This is a genomic window from Pseudomonas sp. SLBN-26, from assembly GCF_006715895.1.
In the GTDB taxonomy this organism is placed as follows: Bacteria; Pseudomonadota; Gammaproteobacteria; order Pseudomonadales; family Pseudomonadaceae; genus Metapseudomonas; species Metapseudomonas otitidis.
In genome coordinates, this window is record NZ_VFOB01000001.1 from 1,018,352 (window position 1) to 1,035,441 (window position 17,090).

17 protein-coding genes and 1 pseudogene are annotated in these 17,090 nt (G+C 68.7%); 4 read left to right on the plus strand and 14 right to left on the minus strand.

Annotated elements, in window-relative coordinates; all coding sequences use genetic code 11:
- Positions 1-153: 153 nt before the first annotated feature.
- Both mgtA and FBY21_RS04665 read right to left on the minus strand, forming a co-directional pair.
- Positions 154-2,871, minus strand: coding sequence for a magnesium-translocating P-type ATPase (gene mgtA, locus FBY21_RS04660; protein ID WP_142009015.1), 2,718 nt, complete (start codon positions 2,869-2,871; stop codon positions 154-156).
- A 70-nt stretch (positions 2,872-2,941) separates the two neighbouring features.
- Positions 2,942-3,649 carry an MgtC/SapB family protein gene (locus FBY21_RS04665; RefSeq protein WP_142009017.1) on the minus strand — a complete coding sequence of 236 codons (708 nt, stop codon included), beginning with the start codon at positions 3,647-3,649 and terminating at the stop codon, positions 2,942-2,944.
- Between the two features lie 445 nt (positions 3,650-4,094).
- Here FBY21_RS04665 and FBY21_RS30170 point away from each other — a divergent pair.
- Positions 4,095-5,201 (plus strand): annotated as a pseudogene (locus FBY21_RS30170) (FIST signal transduction protein); the annotation flags it as partial.
- Positions 5,202-5,621: 420 nt separating this feature from the next.
- A complete protein-coding gene (locus FBY21_RS30175) occupies positions 5,622-6,125 on the plus strand; it encodes a methyl-accepting chemotaxis protein (RefSeq protein ID WP_371320941.1) in 504 nt (167 codons plus the stop codon).
- A gap of 43 nt (positions 6,126-6,168) precedes the next feature.
- Here the strand turns inward: FBY21_RS30175 and FBY21_RS04675 are convergent, their stop codons facing one another.
- The 8 genes from FBY21_RS04675 to FBY21_RS04710 all read right to left on the minus strand — a co-directional run bounded on the left by FBY21_RS04675 (position 6,169) and on the right by FBY21_RS04710 (position 13,368).
- The gene (locus FBY21_RS04675; protein WP_044402639.1) at positions 6,169-6,465 is read right to left on the minus strand and encodes a c-type cytochrome; all 297 of its coding nucleotides are present in this window, start codon (positions 6,463-6,465) and stop codon (positions 6,169-6,171) included.
- Between the two features lie 304 nt (positions 6,466-6,769).
- Positions 6,770-7,321 carry a putative natural product biosynthesis protein gene (locus tag FBY21_RS04680; RefSeq protein WP_142009022.1) on the minus strand — a complete coding sequence of 184 codons (552 nt, stop codon included), beginning with the start codon at positions 7,319-7,321 and terminating at the stop codon, positions 6,770-6,772.
- 85 nt (positions 7,322-7,406) lie between these two features.
- A complete protein-coding gene (locus tag FBY21_RS04685) occupies positions 7,407-7,802 on the minus strand; it encodes a DUF2946 family protein (RefSeq protein WP_074971739.1) in 396 nt (131 codons plus the stop codon).
- A gap of 49 nt (positions 7,803-7,851) precedes the next feature.
- Positions 7,852-9,891 carry a TonB-dependent receptor gene (locus FBY21_RS04690; RefSeq protein WP_142009026.1) on the minus strand — a complete coding sequence of 680 codons (2,040 nt, stop codon included), beginning with the start codon at positions 9,889-9,891 and terminating at the stop codon, positions 7,852-7,854.
- A gap of 122 nt (positions 9,892-10,013) precedes the next feature.
- A complete protein-coding gene (locus tag FBY21_RS04695; protein ID WP_142009028.1) occupies positions 10,014-11,426 on the minus strand; it encodes a PepSY-associated TM helix domain-containing protein in 1,413 nt (470 codons plus the stop codon).
- A gap of 84 nt (positions 11,427-11,510) precedes the next feature.
- Positions 11,511-11,897: a DUF2946 domain-containing protein gene (locus FBY21_RS04700; protein WP_142009030.1), complete on the minus strand. Its 387-nt coding sequence runs from the start codon at positions 11,895-11,897 to the stop codon at positions 11,511-11,513.
- A gap of 146 nt (positions 11,898-12,043) precedes the next feature.
- Positions 12,044-12,928 (minus strand): manganese catalase family protein, encoded by an 885-nt coding sequence (locus FBY21_RS04705; RefSeq protein WP_142009033.1) that lies wholly within the window; start codon positions 12,926-12,928, stop codon positions 12,044-12,046.
- A gap of 182 nt (positions 12,929-13,110) precedes the next feature.
- Positions 13,111-13,368 (minus strand): hypothetical protein, encoded by a 258-nt coding sequence (locus tag FBY21_RS04710; protein WP_044402655.1) that lies wholly within the window; start codon positions 13,366-13,368, stop codon positions 13,111-13,113.
- A 294-nt stretch (positions 13,369-13,662) separates the two neighbouring features.
- On the opposite strand from FBY21_RS04710, the gene FBY21_RS29330 reads away from it, so the two are divergent.
- The gene (locus FBY21_RS29330; RefSeq protein ID WP_160158562.1) at positions 13,663-13,812 is read left to right on the plus strand and encodes a hypothetical protein; all 150 of its coding nucleotides are present in this window, start codon (positions 13,663-13,665) and stop codon (positions 13,810-13,812) included.
- 117 nt (positions 13,813-13,929) lie between these two features.
- The gene (locus FBY21_RS04715) at positions 13,930-14,238 is read left to right on the plus strand and encodes a DUF2061 domain-containing protein (protein WP_074971733.1); all 309 of its coding nucleotides are present in this window, start codon (positions 13,930-13,932) and stop codon (positions 14,236-14,238) included.
- Positions 14,239-14,248: 10 nt separating this feature from the next.
- Here FBY21_RS04715 and mbnM read toward each other — a convergent pair whose 3' ends face one another.
- Genes mbnM through mbnA form a run of 4 tightly spaced genes read right to left on the minus strand, consistent with a single transcriptional unit; the run spans position 14,249 to position 17,044 of the window.
- Positions 14,249-15,541, minus strand: a complete 1,293-nt coding sequence (gene mbnM, locus FBY21_RS04720; protein WP_142009035.1) for a hypothetical protein — start codon at positions 15,539-15,541, stop codon at positions 14,249-14,251.
- Positions 15,520-16,089, minus strand: a complete 570-nt coding sequence (gene mbnC / locus FBY21_RS04725; protein ID WP_142009037.1) for a methanobactin biosynthesis protein MbnC — start codon at positions 16,087-16,089, stop codon at positions 15,520-15,522. The genes mbnM and mbnC overlap by 22 nt, the downstream gene beginning before the upstream one ends.
- Entirely contained in the window at positions 16,082-16,894 is an 813-nt protein-coding gene (gene mbnB, locus FBY21_RS04730; protein WP_142009039.1) for a methanobactin biosynthesis protein MbnB, read from the minus strand. Before mbnB ends, mbnC begins: the two co-directional genes overlap by 8 nt.
- Before the next feature lie 54 nt (positions 16,895-16,948).
- Positions 16,949-17,044 (minus strand): methanobactin, encoded by a 96-nt coding sequence (mbnA, locus tag FBY21_RS04735; protein ID WP_074971730.1) that lies wholly within the window; start codon positions 17,042-17,044, stop codon positions 16,949-16,951.
- Positions 17,045-17,090: the final 46 nt, after the last annotated feature.

The following is a 17,090-nucleotide window of genomic DNA, read 5'->3' on the forward strand; positions in this document are numbered from 1 at the left end:
GGTGGCCTTGAAGGCTGATTCAGGAGGCTGATTATCGTTACGTAACAGAAACCTGCAAGCCCTTGAGATCAAGGCCGATAGCAGCATTTGCGTTATTTGTCGTTACGTAACGAAATAAAAGTGCCACCCGCCCGGGCGGGTGGCGGAGCGGGCTCACTGCCAGCCGTAGCGGCGGGCGAACCATCCCTTCATGGCCTGTACCACGGCGGCATAACCCAGCAGCAGCGCCAGCAGGAAGGGGAAGTACGACAGCGGCAGGGGCTGCAGCTTGAAGTGCGCCGCCAGGGGCGAGAACGGCAGCAGCAAGCCGATGCTGGCGATCACCAGGGTCATCAGCAGCAGCGGCCAGCCGGCACGGCTCTGCAGGAAGGGCAGGCGACGTGTGCGGATCAGGTGCACCACCAGGGTCTGCGACAGCAGCCCTTCGACGAACCAGCCGGTCTGGAACAGGGTCTGGTGCGCCGGTGTGCTGGCGGCGAAGACGAACCACATCAGGGCGTAGGTGAGGATGTCGAAGATCGAGCTGAGCGGCCCGAAGAACACCATGAAGCGACCGATCTCGTCGGCCCGCCACTGCTGCGGCCTGGCCAGTTGCTCGTCGTCGACGTTGTCGAAGGGAATGGCGGTCTGCGACAGGTCGTAGAGCAGGTTCTGCACCAGCAGGTGCAGGGGCAGCATCGGCAGGAAGGGCAGGAAGGCGCTGGCCACCAGCACGCTGAACACGTTCCCGAAGTTCGAGCTGGCGGTCATCTTGATGTACTTGAGCATGTTGGAGAAGGTGCGCCGGCCTTCGCGAACCCCGGCTTCCAGCACCATCAGGCTCTTCTCCAGGAGGATGATGTCGGCCGCCTCCTTGGCGATGTCCACGGCGGTGTCCACCGAGATGCCGATGTCCGCCGCGCGCAGGGCCGGCGCGTCGTTGATGCCGTCGCCGAGGAAGCCCACCACGTGCCCGCGCTCGCGCAGCAGGCGCACCACCCGGGCCTTCTGCGCGGGCGTCAGGCGGGCGAACAGCGAGCAGGCGGCGGCCCGTTCGCCCAGCTCGCGGTCGTCCAGGGCGTCCACCTCGCTGCCCAGCAGCAGGCCCTCCACCGGCAGCCCCACTTCACGCAGCACGCGCTGGCTCACGCGCTCGTTGTCGCCGGTCAGCACCTTCACCGACACGCCATGCTCGCGCAGCGCCTGCAGGGCTTCGCGGCTGGTCTCCTTGGGGGGATCGAGGAAGGCGATGTAGCCGGTGAGCAGCAGCTCCTGCTCGTCCTCCACGCGGTAGTCGCGGCGGTCCCCGGGGAACTGCCGCACCGCCACCGCCACCACCCGCAGCCCCTCGTCGTTGAGGCGGGCGGCGTGCTCGCGGATGTCGGCACGCAGGGCGTCGTGCAGGGGGAATTCCTCACCGTCCAGGCGCACCCGGTCGCACACCGCCAGCACCTCGTCCAGCGCGCCCTTGCACACCAGCCGGTGGCCGTCGCCGTGTTCCGCTACCACCACCGACATGCGCCGCCGCTCGAAATCGAAGGGCAGTTCGTCGACCTTGCTGAACGCCTCGGCCAGCTGCGCCCGGCGCAGGGCATCGCCGTGCTCCAGCACCGCCACGTCCAGCAGGTTGCGCAGGCCGGTCTGGTGGTAGCTGTTCAGCCAGGCGTCGTCCAGCACCGCGTCGCAGGGGCGGCCCCGCACATCGGTGTGGCGTTCGAGCACGATGCGGTCCTGGGTGAGGGTGCCGGTCTTGTCGGTGCACAGCACGTCCATGGCGCCGAAGTTCTGGATGGCGTCGAGGCGCTTGACGATCACCTTCTTGCGCGAGAGCGCCAGGGCGCCCTTGGCCAGGGTCGAGGTGACGATCATCGGCAGCATTTCTGGCGTCAGGCCCACGGCGATGGAGAGGGCGAACAGCGAGGCCTGCAGCCAGTCGCCCTTGGTGAAGCCGTTGACCAGCAGCACCACCGGGGCCATCACCAGCATGAAGCGGATCAGCAGCCAGCTGACCTTGTTGACCCCCTGCTGGAAGGCGCTGGGCTCGCGGTCGGGCTCCAGCACATGGGCGGCGAGGTTGCCGAAGTAGGTGTTCGGCCCGGTGCCCAGCACCAGCGCGCGGGCGCTGCCGCTGACCACGTTGGTGCCCATGAAGCACAGGGTGTCGCGCTCCAGGGGCGTGCCCGGCGTCGGGCCCTGGGGTGTGGCGAACTTCTCCACCGGCAGCGCTTCGCCGGTGATGGCGGACTGGTTGAGGAAGAGGTTGCGTGCCTCCAGCACCCGCAGGTCCGCCGGGATCATGTCGCCGGCCGCCAGCAGCACCACGTCGCCCGGCACCAGGTCGCGGAACGGCACTTCCACCGCGCCGCGCCGGTCGGGTGACGGCGCACCGGGGCGCAGCACGCTGGCGGTGTTGTCCACCAGCGCCCGCAGGCTTTCTGCGGCGCGGTTGGAGCGGGTCTCCTGGACGAAGCGGAGCAGCGTCGAGACCAGCACCATGCAGCCGATCACCAGCGCCGCCTGGAGGTCTTCGGTGACCCAGGAGAGCACCGCCAGGGCGGTCAGCAGCAGGTTGAACGGGTTGCAGTAGCAGAGCCAGAGGTGGTGCAGGGGCGACAGCGGCTTCTCCTGTTCCACCAGGTTGGTGCCGACCCGTTCGCGCACCCGCTGCGCCTGGGCCGGGTCGAGGCCGCCGGGCTGGCTGTCCAGTTGCCGGAACAGCTGTTCGGGCGGGCAACTGGCGAACGCCTCCAGTTGCTGGACGAATGCCGGCGGCAGGGGGGAGGCGGTGCGCCGGCCGCGCAACGCGTCGAGCAGGGCGCGGCGGCGGAAATGGCGGCCTAGGCCGTGGTCGAACAGAGCCAGCAGGCGCCGGCCCAGGGCGGACATCAACATGGTGGTTTCCTCGTCACTCGTGGAGCGATGGCTGTTCGAGGGGCCGGGCGAGGAGCCCGGTGCCGATGGGTTATGCGTCCGCCGCCAGGTCGTGAAGCCGCCAGCGCACCGAGCTGACGCCTTTCTCCAGGCTCACCCGGCTGACCAGGCGCTCCAGCTGGGTGGTGGTGCCGGGTTTGCCGAGCAGTTCGGCGCGCACCTCCAGGCGCCCGGGCGTGGCCTGGTCCTGGCTGTGCAGCGATTGCAGGCGCAGGCTGCCGCCCTCCAGGTCATGCAGCATCAGGCTGCGCACCTGGATCTCGTCCTCGGCGCGGCAGACGATGTCGACGCTGTAGCGTTGCTCGACCTCGCTGCCGGGCAGGCTGTCCAGGTGGTTCAGGCGCTGGGCGATGTCACGCAGCAGGATGTTGGCGCAGAGCACCGCCAGGGTGCCGAGGGCGGCTTCCAGCAGCAGGCCCATGCTGCACAGCACGCCGATGGCGGCGGTGCACCAGAGTGTTGCGGCCGTGTTCAGGCCGCGCACGTTGAGGCCGTCGCGCATGATCACGCCGCCCCCCAGGAAGCCGATGCCGGAGACCACGTAGGCGGCGATACGCGAGGCATCGCCCGCCATGCCCGGTACGCCCTGGCTCATCAGCACGAACAGGCAGGCGCCGGTGCTCACCAGGGCATTGGTGCGCAGGCCGGTGAGGCGCTGGCGCAGTTGACGCTCGGCGCCGATCAGGGCGCCGAGTACGAGTGCTGCGGCGACCCGCAGCAGGAAGACTTTCCAATCCATGTTCCACCTCGTGTCCGGCCAGGGGGCCGGGGTGTGTGCCGGGTGACCGGCGCTGAAGGGGCGTGGATTGCACAGGCAGGCGTCGCCGTCGCGCAGGCAGCGCGTCGGTGAACGTCAAGGAAGGGGCGTCGGGCCACCGTCCGCTGAAGGCAGCGAGACGACGGCGGAGGGAACCGCTGGACGTGCTCGCTGCTCAGCCCTGTCGCAATCGACCGGGGCAACTGTCCAAGGGGTTCTCCTGTTTCAGGTGGGAAGGCGGGCGGAATCTACGCCCGGCCCACAAGGGGGTCAATCGCCTCCTGCGTTTCATTCAGTCAGCGTTCAGGCGTCGGCCCTGTAGGCCTCTGCGAAACGTTGTCGCAGGACATCCCAAAGAACTACAGACGTGTAGGAATGGCCATCTATAGTCTGGGGAAAATAATCAGGGTGCCCTTTGGAGGCCGTCATGGGTGTCTTCAGTCGCTTCACTGCCAACGGCTCGTCCCGCGCGGCTGCGCGCCACCTGAGCTGTTCGTCTGCCGAATTGTCCCGGGAGCTGGCCGCGCTGTCGCTGCGGCCCACTTTCATCACCGGGTATGTATCCCCGCACCTGGACATCGACCGGGTGGCCCGCCAGGTCAGCGAGCGCTTCCCCGGCGTGGCGCTGAGCCTGAGCAGCAGCGCCGGCGAGTTGTGCGAAGGCGGCGGGCGGCTCTATTGCGATGCTTCCGGGCAGTGGGACCGGGTGGTGCTGGCTTTGTTCGATGGCTCGGTGATCGCCTCGGCCGAGGTGGTCAGCGTGCCGCTGGAAAGCCAGGACATCCGCCAGGGCGGTGCCCGCATGGCGCTGCGCGAGCGCATCGCGCGGCTCACCCAGTCGCTGAAGAACCTGCGGGTGACCACGCCCATCGAGGCCCACGACACCCTGGCCTACGTGCTGTTCGATGGCCTGTCGGCCTCGGAATCCTTCTTCATGGAGGCGCTCTACGAATGCGGGCGCTTCCCCTGCCTGTTCGTGGGTGGCTCGGCCGGGGGCAAGGGGGATTTCCGCCAGACCTTCCTCCATGACGGTCGCCAGCGCTACGAGAACCACGCCCTGGTGGTGTTCCTCAAGAGCGCGCCGGGCATCCGCTTCGGGGTGTTCAAGAGCCAGAACTTCGAGCCCACCAGCGTCAGCTTCAGCGTGCTGACCGCGTCCCTGGAGGAGCGCAGCATCCGCCAGGTGGTGGACGCCAAGGGGCGCATCGTCAGCATGGTCACGGCACTGTGCGAGGCACTGGGCTGCCGCCCGGATGAACTGGAGCGGCGCCTGGCGGAATACTCCTTCGCCATTCGCGTCGGCGAGCAGCTGTTCGTGCGCTCCATCGCCCAGATCGACCTGCAGCGCGAGGTGGTGCACCTGTTCTGCGACGTGGCGCCGGGAGAAGAGCTGGTGATGGTCAAGCGCACCTCGCTGGTGGAGGCGACCCGCCGCGACTTCGCCCAGTTCCTCCGTGGCAAGGGCGGCACGCCGCTGCTCGGGCTGCTCAACGACTGCATCCTCCGGCGCCTGAACAACGGTGACGAACTGAGCCGCATGAGCGGGGTGTTCGGCGAGGTGCCGGTGGTGGGGTTCTCCACCTTCGGCGAGATCCTCGGGCTCAACCTCAACCAGACCCTGACGGCGGTGTTCTTCTTCCAGGTGGCGCCCGGCGAGGCCTTCACCGACGAGTACATGGACCGCTTCCCCATTCACTACGGCGAGTTCAAGGCCTTCTTCCTGCGCCGCCAGGTGAAGAAGCTGGCCGGGCTCAGCCAGGTGGTGGTCAGCCAGATCGAGGCGTTCAAGCGCCACGACTACAGCAGCAGCGTCGACAGCGAGGGCCTGGACGAGCACATCCGTCCGGTGTTCCAGGGCCTGGCCGACCTGGGCCGCGTGCTGCAGGCCGCGGAGAGCAGCCAGCGGGAGATCGGCGAACAGCTGCGCCTGCATGCCGACGACCTGCACCAGAGCATGGACGTGCTGACCGAGAACATCGCCCGCCAGGGCGAAGTCACCGGCCAGGCCGAGCAGACCGTGCGCAGCCTCACCGAGCAGGGCTCCACGGTGGTGCGCAGCGCCGACGAACTGGCGCGCTCCAGCCTGCGCATCCAGTCCATCGTCCAGGTCATCCAGCAGATCGCCGGGCAGACCAACCTGCTGGCGCTCAACGCCGCCATCGAAGCGGCGCGGGCCGGGGAAATGGGACGCGGGTTCGCGGTGGTGGCGGACGAGGTGCGCAACCTGGCGCAGATCACCCACAAGAACGCCGCCGAGATCGGCACCGACGTCGACCAGCTGTCCCAGGCCATCACCGTGGTGGCCGGGCACATCCAGCAGCAGGCGGACGAAGTGGCGTCACTGGGCGGGATGATCGGCACGCTGCGCGAGTCGGCGCTGCTGACCGAGGAAACCTCCAGCCGCACGCGGGAGCTGGCGGACACCCTGAGCGGGTTGACGGGGCGGGTGAACGGCTAGGGAAGCGGCGCCCGGGACAGGCGCCGCGAAGGGCATTACCGGGTTACTTGCTCATCCACTCGATCACGGCCTTGTAGTCCTCGGCCGAGCAGTCCATGCACAGGCCGCGCGGCGGCATGGCGTTGAAGCCTTCGGTGACGTGCTTGACCAGGGTGTCGTTGCCCTGGGCCAGGCGCGGGGCCCAGGCGGCGTGGTCGCCTTTCTTCGGCGCCTGGGGCAGCTGGCCGTTGTGGCACATGCCGCAGGCGCGGTTGAACACGGCTTCCGGGTCCTGGGCGGCTTGGGCGGTCTGGATGGCGCCGAGGGACAGCAGGCCGAAAGCGAGCAGGATGGCTTTCATCGGGGATTCCTCATCGTGGGTGTTGTTATCGGATCACGGTGGCGTCTGCCGGGCGCTATCTTGCCGGGCCCGACAGCCTGAAAAAAAGACCCTCCCGTGCGGGAGGGTCGTCATCGACGGTGTCGATTCGAGGGGAGCCCCGAACCCAACCGTGGAAGCCCTGCCAAGGACAACTCCAGGTTCGGGGCCCCGCCATCCTAGTGGGGGCGTGAAAACCCCCTCAACTGCGACGGCCTGCCGCAGCCGGGTACCCGGCAGGCGCCGCTCCACGCGCGGCAGGTGCCTGCGGCAGGCTGTCGCAGGTTCAATCGTGGATCCTCAGCCAGCGGCGGAAGCTGCCGATGCCGCCGCGCCCCAGGGGCGACCAGGCGAAGTCGAAGCGTGCCGGCGGCAGCACCTGGATATCGGCGTCGCTGCCGACGGCGTTGCCTTCCTTCCATTCCACGGTGGTCATGGGGAAGGCGCTGCACGCCAGGAGGATGCCCTGGGCCTCGCTGGGGTCGCTGTTGATCCAGCGTGCCGCTGCTGCGGAGAGCAGGCTCTCCACATGGGCGGCCTTCACTTGGGGGGCGTACCCGGATTGCAGCATCCAGCGGCAGAAGCTGATGTGGAAGGTCCAGTCCTGCGCCGGCTGGTGGCGGTAGGCCCAGACCATGAAGGCGCGGAACAGCCCCACGCCCTCCGGCGGATCGAGCTTGAGCAGCACCGGGCAGAGGTCGAACAGCATGTGCCAGTACGGCAGCAGCCGCGTGTCCAGCGCAATGAACGACCGCGCATTGCTGGGGTAGTCGGGAAAGGGTTGCTCGCCACCCGCGCGGCGGGTGGAGAGGGTGGACCTGAGTTTGGGTGAACGCATCGCTCACGCTCCTTGTCATCGCGGGCCTCTTGGCCCGTCTAACCCTGGGTTCGGCCGGTGTTGCAGGCCGGCCGGTGACGGACGATCAGGCGATGGCCGGCGGCGCCCGGGAGCGGGAGGAGGGGAAGTGCAGGGCGGCAAGCGCCGCCAGGGGCTGGCCCGAGCACACCGGTGTACCGGGGTGGGCGCAGGGCAGCGGCTGCCAGAGCGGGCCGGTGGCCGCCGGGGAGTTGAGCAGCAGCGAGCAGTAGCCGCAGGCGTCCAGCACCGTCAGCGCGGGGGCTTCGGGCGCCTTGGGTTGCAACGGAAGGGGCGCCGGCCCCGGGCTGGCCTGGACGCCGCCGGCGTGGCAGGCCAGCGCCTGCAGCCAGCTCCAGTCCTGCACGGGGGCCTGCAGGCGGGCCACCAGCGGCCCCAGCACGATGAGCGCCAGGGCCAGCAGCCCGAGGTGCGCGCCCAGCCGGCGCAGGCGCGCGTTCATCGACGCTCACCTGGGCAGGACGAAGGGACCGGGCGCATGGGCATCCGCCTCAGAAGTCCAGGGTCAGGCCGGCATAGAGCGCGCGGCCGTCGCCGGGGGCGTGCAGGTCCTGCTGCACACCGGCGGTGGAGTCGTACCAGACGTACTCGTAGTAGCGGTTGGCGACGTTCTTCAGCTGCATGTCCACGCTCACGGACTCCGTCAGGCGGTAGGTGGCGCCCAGGTTGAGCAGCACGAAGCCGCCGTACTCACCGGTGCTGTTGGTGCGCTCCAGGTAGTAGTCGCTCTGGCCGTTGAGCCAGGCGCTCAGCTGCAGGCGCTCGGTTGCCTGGTACTCGGCGCCCAGGGCGTAGAGGTGATGGGGTACGTGGTCCATTTCCCGGCCCTTGCTGGCGGGAAGGTTCGGGTTGGGTTCGAGGATCTCGGAGAACTGCCGCGAGTAGGACAGCCACACGCGGGTGCGCTCGTCCGGGGTCAGGTTCAGCTGCAGGTCATAGCCCCGGCGCAGGGTCTCGCCGACGTTCTCCGAATCGCCGACGGCGTCGTTGAGCTTGCGCTGCACCTCGTCGGTGGCGTGCTGCTCCCAGTAGGCGATGCGGCCGTCGAGCCACTGCACCGGGCTGAACTTCAGGCCCGTCTCCCAGCCTTCGTTGATGGACGGCTTGAGGTCGTCGCTCTGGCTGGCCAGGCGGTAGGCACCGGAGCCGACGCCGACCTGGAAGGTGCGGCCCCAGTTGGCGTACAGGCTGGCCTCGCGCCAGGGGCTGTAGACGATGCTGAACTTGGGCTGGCGGATGCTGCCGTAGTCGTTCACCTCGGCACGCTCGCCGGTCAGGCCGTTCTTGTAGTCGCCGTAGAGGCGGTCGACGCGGTAGGCCGGGACCAGACGCAAGGACTCCACCGGCTCGATCACCGTCTGCACGTAGGCACCATAGATGTTCAGGTCGAAGCGCTGGTCGCGGGTCTGGGCCAGGCGGGTGCGCTGGCTGGTGCGGTAGCGCAGGCTCTCGTTCTCCTGCCGCTGCACCTCGGCGCCGCCCTCCAGGGCGAAGTCGTGCAGGCCGCTGACCACGGGGCGCCAGGTGAGGCTGCTGAGGGCGCCGTACTGGGTTTCGTCGGCCACCCGTTCCTGCTGGCTCACGGTGCGCCAGTAGCGGGTCCAGCGCTGGTCCTTGAAGGTGTTGACGTAGCTCTTGGCGGACCAGGCCAGGTCATCGGCCAGGTCGGCGTCCAGGTGCAGGCTGAGCTGGTTCATCTCGCGGTTGCCCTGGTCCGTGGCATTGCTGACGTAGGACTGGCGCGGGTCGTCGTGGGCATCGGCGTGGCTCAGGTAGCCCGCTTCCAGGGCGTCGGCGCTGTAGTGGCGAGCGATCAGGCCGGCGCGCCAGCCGGCGTCGGCGGTGTAGAACCACTTGCCGGCGAAGCTCTGGCGCTCGGTGTCGGCATGGTCGCGGTAGCCGCCGCTCTTCTGGTAGGCGACGAAGTAGTTCTGCGACCAGTTGCCCGACTCGATGCCCTTGACCGCCTGCAGCTCCTGGGTGTCGAAGCTGCCGGTGCGCAGGCGCAGGTGGCCGTCGTTGCCGCCGATGCGGGTGTGGATGCCGGCGTTGCCGGCGATGTTGTGCAGGCCGTAGCGCGGGTCGTTGGTGCCCCGCACCACCTCGATGTCCTCGATGTCGAGGGGGTAGACCATGTCGATGAACGGCATGTTGCCGTCGTTGGTGTTGCTGGGGATGCCGTCGATCAGCAGCTTCACGGCGTTGACTTCGCCTTCGCCGTTGAAGCCCCGGAACGACAGCTTGCCGGAGGTGGTGCCCTGGTTGAACTGGGTGAGCATCACCCCCGGGGCGCGGTTGAACAGCTCCCAGCTGTACTGCACGGGTTGCTGCTGCAGCACATCACTGCCGATCACATCCACCGAACTGAGGATGTCGCGGCTGGACAGCGGGCCGCTCTCCTGGCCGGACACCTCCACGGTGCCGAGGGTCAGGGTGCTGTCGGCGTGGGCCGACAGGCAGAGCGCGGCCAGGGACAGGCCGGAACAGGAAACGAAACCCCGAAGGGTGCATGGGCGGAACGTCGACGACATGGGTTCGATCAGCCTTGCGAAGGGCGCACAGGGCGCCGGTCTTCAATGCCGGAGCGCGGGCATCCCAGCCCTGGGCCGCCTCATCGGGCGGGCGGCAGGGCTCCGGTTGGAATTGGGATGGTTCAGCCGGCAGCAGCGTCGGCACGGTCCAGGGGACGCAGCAGGCGGACCACCCGGTCCAGCAGCCACACGACCACCAGCGAGGCCCCCACCAGCGGGAAAGCCACGCCCAGCACCAGCATCACGCCGATGGCCGTCTTCCAGCGCGGCAGGTCATGGCGCAGCGGCGGCACACCGAGGCGGCCGGCCGGGCGACGCTTCCACCAGAGCACCAGGCCGCTGACCGAGCTGAACAGGATAAGCAGGCACACGGCCGCCATCAGCAGCTGGTTGGGCAGGCCGAACAGCTTGCCTTCGTGGAGCATCACCCCGGTCTCGACGGTGCGCGCCACCGGGCCGTAGTCGGCCCAGCGCACGTCCGCCAGCACCTTGCCGCTGTACTGGTCCAGGTGCAGGGTGGCGTCGTTGCGCGGGTCGTCGGCGAACACCGAGACGCTGAACACGCCCTCGGCGCCCTTGGGGAAGCTGATGCTGTAGCCCGGTGTCACCTGGCGTTCGCGGGCGGTGTCCACCACCTGCTGCAGGGGAATGCGCGACGCACTGGCCGGCGCCTGCTCGCCGCCATGGGCGTGGTGCGCGGCATGCGGGTCGGAGGCGGGCAGGGGCGTGGTCTCCACCGCCCAGGGCACGGTCTGGCGATGGGCCTCGTTGAGGCTGGCCGCCGCCTGGCCGGACTTCGGCACGTCGTCCCACATGGCCGCCGGGAAGTGGTTCCAGGCGCCGGCGAACTGGGCGCCCCAGAAGCCGGTCCAGGTCATCCCGGTCATCAGCATGAACAGCAGCAACAGCGAGCCCCAGAACCCGGTCACGCCGTGCAGGTCCCGCCACAGCAGGCGCCCGCGTGCCGACAGGCGCGGCCACAGCACGCCGGCACCGCCGCTGCCCCGTGGCCACCAGAGGTAGAGCCCGGAGACCACCAGCACGATGCCCCAGCCAGCGGCCAGCTCGATCAGGCGATCACCCAGCGGGCCGATCAGCAGGTCGCCGTGCAGCTTGCGCGCGGCGGCCTGGAGGTTCCACAGCGCATCCTGGGTGCCCAGCACCCGGCCGCTGTACGGGTCGATGAAAAGGTTCAGCTCGCGGCCCTGCTCGGTGATCACGAACTGCCCGCTCCAGCCTTCCGCCACCGGCGGCAGGTACTTGCTGACCACCGCTTCTGGATGGGCGGCCTGCGCCCGCAGTAGCAGGGTATCGGCGCTCAGCGGCTGGCCGGCTGCTGGTACGCGCAGCAGGTCGGCGTACATCGCCTGGTCCAGTTGCGGCTTGAACAGATAGATCAGCCCGGTGACGGACAGCAGGATCATGAACGGGATGACGAACAGGCCGGCATAGAAATGCCAGCGCCAGGCCAGGGTGTAGAACGCCGGGCGGGCAGCGGTCGCCGACTGGGCCGGCGCAGGGGTACGGGTGGTCATCTTCGGGCCTCCAGGCCACGACTTGCCGGACAGGCCGGCACAAACGGTTCGCAGGGTCAGGCAACGGCCAGTGAGGCCGATGGGTCAGGCGAACAGCGGGGAGGCGCGGGGGTTGGCGAGCACCCAGGCTCGCCGAGGAGGATGGCGGTGGACCGGCTCGGGCACCGGCCAGTGGCGGCTGGGCGCCAGCAGGGCGAGCAGGCCGAAGAACGCCGCGAGGAGGAGGGCACCGAAGCTGGAGCTCAGTGCACAACCCGAACCGGAGGCCAGGTTGCCGCCGACCACGCCCATGTCGCCGAGGCTCTTGCTGCTGCCGCTGGCATCGTCCAGGGAGCAGAACTGACCGTCGAGGCCGCTCAGGGCGAGGCCGGCCATCTGCCCGTGACCCACCGCGCAGGCGAGCGCGCCGAACAGGATGCTGAAATACAGCATCCAGGCGATCAGCGAGCGGTGTCGGCGGGCCATGTTCATCAGCGGGCTTCGGGCTGGTTGGGTCGGGCTGGGGGGCAATGCTAGCAGAGTGTCGCCGTTGTGAAACAGCGAGCCCTGCATGAAACCGTGTCGGTCAAAAAGCCCCGTACACAGGCCGCCAAGCCGTGCACGGGGAAGCTTCCACACTAGTTGGCCGGGCGAATGACCACGCCCGAGCCCAGGTCCGCGCCGGTGATGGAGTCACGGCTCGGGTCCGAGGCGGTGCGCTCGCGCATCTGCTCCAGCGTGGCCCGCTGGCTGTCGGGCAGGTTCACGCTCGGCAGGCCGGTGCCGCCGTCCACGGCCGGCTCCGGCGCCTCGACGAAGGTCCATTCGTCTCCGCGGTTCCACGGCCCCCGGCAGTCGCCTTCGCCCTGGGACAGGTTGAAGTACACGCTGGTGAAGGCTGGCATGCCCGGCAGCTTGCCCTGGGGGAAGTTCGGCTGGATCGAATGCAGCGCCTTCTCGAAGGACTTCTGGTGGGCCAGCTCGCGGGTCATGAGAAAGCCAAGGGCTTCCTTGATGCCGGGATCGTCGGTGACGTTGATCAGCCGCTCGTAGATGATCTTGGCCCGCGCCTCGGCCGCGATGTTGGAGCGGAAGTCGGCCGTCGGCTCGCCGATGGAGTCGATGTAGGCCGCCGACCAGGGCACACCGGCCGAGTTGGTCAGCGCCGGCCCGCCGCCATACAGCAGGCTGGTGACGTGGGAGTCGTTGCCGGCGCCGGTCAGGGAGCGGTACAGGTCGGCTTCTGCCTCGATGCCTTCGGCCAGGTCGCCCTTGGCGCCCTTGTTGAGCATCCCGACGATGGAACCGATCACCTCCAGGTGGCTCAGCTCCTCGGTGGCGATGTCCAGCAGCAGGTCCTTGCGGCCGGCGTCGTCCTCGTTCAGGGCCTGGGTGAAGTAGCGCATGGCCGCGGCGAGTTCGCCCTGGGGACCGCCGAACTGTTCCAGCAGCAGATTCGCCAGTCCGGGATTGGGGGCCGAAACCCGAACGGTGTATTGCAACCGCTTGTTGTGAACGAACATGAAAGTTCTCCTCGAGTTGATCGTGACGTGATAGCGCGACGGGCCGTGGGCCACTCACTAGGGAAGAACCGGATGTTGCCGGGGATGTTCAACGAAAGTTTCGAACGGTCGACTTGGAAAGTTGCATTCGCGGACGGAACGCCGCCCTCTTTTTTCAAGGGCGGCGACGCCGACACGTTGCATCAGGCACGGTTCAGGTGGAACGACTGCGGGCGCATGGGAAGCAGGGGTTTCTTCTGCGGCGCGATATTCAGCACGGTGATGCCGACCTCCTCCAGCCAGGCCGCCATGGCCGCGCTGGACCTTGAAGGACGGGGCGTTCCAGGGAATTCGAGATCCTGGATGGCAAATGCCAGCGCCTTCAGGGTGGGCGTGGAGCGGGACTTCATCAGCAGCGTACGGCGCTCGCCGTGCATCAGGTAGGTGACCAGCCAGTTCATGGCAACTCCTTCTGTCAATGATCCGGAGCGGAACTTAGCAAGACGCAGCGGTATTTCAATACTGGCCAGCTGATGCGTAGGAAAGTTGCGCGAAACAGCAAATTCGAAGACTGGGCAAGTTGCCTGTTGAAAGTCTGGTTAGTTGGGCTTGGTTGTCGTCGTCTGGCTTCGTTTTTGTTGTACGGAAGTTCTAGTTTCATTGGCTGTGTATAACGCGTTGCACCATTCGGCCTTTCACCTGAACTTGTTCTGCCGTGTTCACACGAAACCAGAACAGATCCCGGAGAACAGGCCATGCACAACCCAACGGAAACCCCCAGCAACGACACCCCCCGGCCGGAGGACGAGACCGCCACCTGGCCCATCCAGCAGGACCCGGAACCCGAGGCCCTGCCGGATGACCCCGACATCCAGGGCGACGACGCCTCCACCACCCCGCAATGAGCCGATGCCCCGCTGCGGTGGGGCACTGCACAGGAGCACCGAGATGACCGAGCGCCACACGCTAACGCCCCACACCGTCCCCGGCCACGTCATGGCACCCGGCCTGGAGGCCAAGCGATGAAGCGCGGACTGCCGGGCTGCTGCGGCCATTCCAGCGGGGCGGAGCAGCCCCTGGTGAAGACCCTCAGCTTCGCCGTGCTGCACTTCAGCATCGCCTTCTGCGTGGCCTACGCCTTGACCGGGAGCGCGCTGCAGGGCGGGCTGATCGCCCTGATCGAGCCCGCCTGCAACACCGTGGCGTTCTACTTCCACGAGCGCTTCTGGCGCTGGCGGGGCGCCCGCTCCGACCGGGAACAGGGCTACGGCCACGGCAACCTGGCCGGCGTCATCAAGTCACCCCAGGCCATGGAGCGCCGCGAGCCTTGAGCCGAGGGGCTCAGCCCTCGGGGCGTTCGCCAGGCCCTGCCAGGCTGGCCCAGGCCTTCCTGCTGTGCAGACCCGTGATCACGCACAGTTCGGGCAGCAGCAGGTAGGCATAGGCCAGGGGTGGGCAGTCCAGCGCCAGGCCCGCCAGCAGCACCGGCAGGCCGACCAGCCAGAGGGCAGCGGCCTCCAGCCGGCCGACCTCGGCGAAACGCCCGGCCGCCTGGTACTGGGCGCGCAGAAGGTTGCCCAGCACCCTCAGCGGCAGGGACAGCGCGAGCAGCAGCATGCCGGCCGTCCACCAGGGGCCCGATTGCCCGTAGAGCTGGCCGAGGGCCTGAGTTGCCAGCAGCAGGCCCACCGATGCCACGGCAGCGACGGGCAGCGCCCGGCGCCGCACTTCATCGCGGATCGCCACCGGGTCACCCGCAGCCAGGCGCAGGGCGAGAAAGCGCAGCAGGGCGTTGAGCGGCGACAGCACCAGCATCCCCAGGGTGAGCACGGCGGAGAACCCATCCAGGCGCCCGGCGGACTCCGGCCAGGGATGGTCCATGGCCACCAGCGTCACCGCCGCCAGGCCGAAGGCCTGGATCGCCAGCACCCGCTGGCTCTCCCAGCCGCTGTGCAGCAGCGCCTGCCGGCACCAGGCCCACCGAGGGCGCCAGGGTTGGCCCGGGGAGGCGCGGGCCAGGTGGCGCAACAGCCAGGCGCAGGTGCCGAGGTTCAGCACCAGGCCGGCGATGAAGCAGCCCGAGAGGCCCGCACCGAACCCCAGGACCAGCGCCAGGTCCAGCACCAGCCGTGCCAGCAGCTCGACGCCCTTGATGCGCAGCGCCTGGCGGCCCTCGCCACGGGCGTGGAGCAACAGGCCGGCGCAGCCGTTGAGCAGGCGCAGGGGCGTGGCGAGGAAGAACCAGGGCAGCGCCGCCATCACCTCGGGCAACTGCGCTGCCTCGCTGTGCAGCAGCATCGGCAGCAACCCCAGGCCGGCCAGGGCGCCGAGCAGGCCCAGGGGTACCCCCAGCGCCCCTGCCAGCACCAGGGCCGGCCGCAGTCCTTCCCCGTGCCGGCCCGCGCGCTGGGCCTGGCTGGCCATCACCGACAGCGCGGTGCCCAGGGCCATGGTGACCACCAGTTCCAGCAGTGCCAGGCGGGTGAGCAGTGCATACAGGCCGGCCTGGCCGTCGCCGGCTCGGGCCAGCACCGCCAGGTCGATCTGCGGCCCCAGCTGGCCGGCGGCAAAGGCCAGCAGCAGGGCCAGGTAGCCGTGCCAGAACCGGGTGATCAACGGGGCAGGTCGGTCCATCCGGGGAACCCGTCGGAGAGGTCGCCGGTGGCGCTGGTGAAGTAGCCGAAGGCGGCAGCGGGGGCGGGCAGGGGTTCCTCCAGCTCGAAGCGCTCGACCTGGCGGCCGGCCTCCAGGCTGCTGGCCTTCCAGCCGCATACCAGGTCGGGCAGGGCAGCGCTGCCGAGCACGATGCCGCGCTGGCGGGAGCGGTCGCCGGTGGCCCAGCGGGCGGCGGAGGCCGCCATCAGGCTGTAGCGCAACTCATCGTCCACGGCATCGCGGAACGCCGACTGCTGCAGCCACACGTCCACCCACAGGTACCAGGCCCAGTTGAACGAGCAGCCCTGTTCCACCGCCCAGGCCATGAACGGGCGGAAGATCGCCAGGCCATCGGGGCCGGAGAGCGACAGCAGGCCGGGGCAGATGTCGAACAGGCTGTGCCAGTAGACCCGCAGGCTGGTGTCGATGCGCACGAAGGCGCGGGAGTCGCGGGGGTAGTCGCCCTGGCGGGCCGGTTGGTAGAGGGCCGCCAGCAACTGGCTGTCGGTGCGCGGCTGGTCAGCCATGGCGGCGCACCTCCGGTTGGGCGAACAGTGTGCGCAGGGTGGCCAGGTCGCTGTCGATCTCGCGCTGCACGAAGGCGTCGTCACGCTCGTAGGTGAGGGTGGCGCCGGGGCTGTCGAAGCGCTCGCGCCAGGTTTCGATGAAGGCCAGGGTCTCGTCCGACAGCGGGCGGTCGTGGGTGTCCAGCACCAGGTGCGGCTGGAGGATCGACAGGTTGTAGCCGGCGACGTGGAAGTGCCGGGAGGCGTCGATCACCGGCAGCCAGGCCTCCAGGGGCACGCCGCAGTTGAGGTGGGCGCACACCGCGTTGGAGATGTCGAACAGCACCCCCGCACCGGTCTCCCGGCACAGCCGCTCGAAGAAGGCCGGCGCGTCGTGGCCGCCTTCGAGGATGGACGGGTAGTTCTCCAGCAGCAGCTGGCAGCCCAGGCGCTGCTGCCAGGCGTCCACGGCGTCGCGCACGCGGGCGTAGTCGGCCTGGTAGTCGATCTCGGCCAGGTGGTAGAGCTGGCGCCCCTCGTGGCTGAAGCGGGCGACATGATCGGAGACGTACAGCGGCTTGACCCGGTCGATCAGCGTGCGCAGGCGCTGGGCCATGTCGTCCAGGCTGGCGGCGTCGGCCTCGATGAACCGCGAGAACATGATGTGGAACCCCATCGGCGCGTCGAAGGCCCCGGCCAGGGTGTCCGCGTCGAGGGTGAGGAAGTTGTCGATCAGCAGTTCCACATAGTCGATCCGCCCTTCGGCCAGCAGGCGACGGACCAGGGGCGTGGTTTCCCCGAGGGTGAAGTTGAATCCCAGGCGCATGGTTCCTCCTTGTCGGGAACCCACGCCGACGCCAGGCGCCGGCGTGGGTGGGGCTCAGTTCACCCCGAGCGGGGCGCAGCAGGCACCACAGCAGGCACCGGCACGACCGGCGACGGTGAGGGTTTTCTTGCTGGCGATCTTGATGTTCATGGGGTTTCTCCTTGTGGATCAGCAATGAAAGGAACGTCGTTCGACG

What these genes read in the sequence shown, in the direction of transcription:
- mgtA (WP_142009015.1), bottom strand. Translation starts at nt 2,871, where the DNA reads ATGTTGATGTCCGCCCTGGGCCGGCGCCTGCTGGCTCTGTTCGACCAC.
- FBY21_RS04665 (WP_142009017.1), bottom strand. Translation starts at nt 3,649, where the DNA reads ATGGATTGGAAAGTCTTCCTGCTGCGGGTCGCCGCAGCACTCGTACTC.
- FBY21_RS30175 (WP_371320941.1), top strand. Translation starts at nt 5,622, where the DNA reads ATGGACGTGCTGACCGAGAACATCGCCCGCCAGGGCGAAGTCACCGGC.
- FBY21_RS04675 (WP_044402639.1), bottom strand. Translation starts at nt 6,465, where the DNA reads ATGAAAGCCATCCTGCTCGCTTTCGGCCTGCTGTCCCTCGGCGCCATC.
- FBY21_RS04680 (WP_142009022.1), bottom strand. Translation starts at nt 7,321, where the DNA reads ATGCGTTCACCCAAACTCAGGTCCACCCTCTCCACCCGCCGCGCGGGT.
- FBY21_RS04685 (WP_074971739.1), bottom strand. Translation starts at nt 7,802, where the DNA reads ATGAACGCGCGCCTGCGCCGGCTGGGCGCGCACCTCGGGCTGCTGGCC.
- FBY21_RS04690 (WP_142009026.1), bottom strand. Translation starts at nt 9,891, where the DNA reads ATGTCGTCGACGTTCCGCCCATGCACCCTTCGGGGTTTCGTTTCCTGT.
- FBY21_RS04695 (WP_142009028.1), bottom strand. Translation starts at nt 11,426, where the DNA reads ATGACCACCCGTACCCCTGCGCCGGCCCAGTCGGCGACCGCTGCCCGC.
- FBY21_RS04700 (WP_142009030.1), bottom strand. Translation starts at nt 11,897, where the DNA reads ATGAACATGGCCCGCCGACACCGCTCGCTGATCGCCTGGATGCTGTAT.
- FBY21_RS04705 (WP_142009033.1), bottom strand. Translation starts at nt 12,928, where the DNA reads ATGTTCGTTCACAACAAGCGGTTGCAATACACCGTTCGGGTTTCGGCC.
- FBY21_RS04710 (WP_044402655.1), bottom strand. Translation starts at nt 13,368, where the DNA reads ATGAACTGGCTGGTCACCTACCTGATGCACGGCGAGCGCCGTACGCTG.
- FBY21_RS29330 (WP_160158562.1), top strand. Translation starts at nt 13,663, where the DNA reads ATGCACAACCCAACGGAAACCCCCAGCAACGACACCCCCCGGCCGGAG.
- FBY21_RS04715 (WP_074971733.1), top strand. Translation starts at nt 13,930, where the DNA reads ATGAAGCGCGGACTGCCGGGCTGCTGCGGCCATTCCAGCGGGGCGGAG.
- mbnM (WP_142009035.1), bottom strand. Translation starts at nt 15,541, where the DNA reads ATGGACCGACCTGCCCCGTTGATCACCCGGTTCTGGCACGGCTACCTG.
- mbnC (WP_142009037.1), bottom strand. Translation starts at nt 16,089, where the DNA reads ATGGCTGACCAGCCGCGCACCGACAGCCAGTTGCTGGCGGCCCTCTAC.
- mbnB (WP_142009039.1), bottom strand. Translation starts at nt 16,894, where the DNA reads ATGCGCCTGGGATTCAACTTCACCCTCGGGGAAACCACGCCCCTGGTC.
- mbnA (WP_074971730.1), bottom strand. Translation starts at nt 17,044, where the DNA reads ATGAACATCAAGATCGCCAGCAAGAAAACCCTCACCGTCGCCGGTCGT.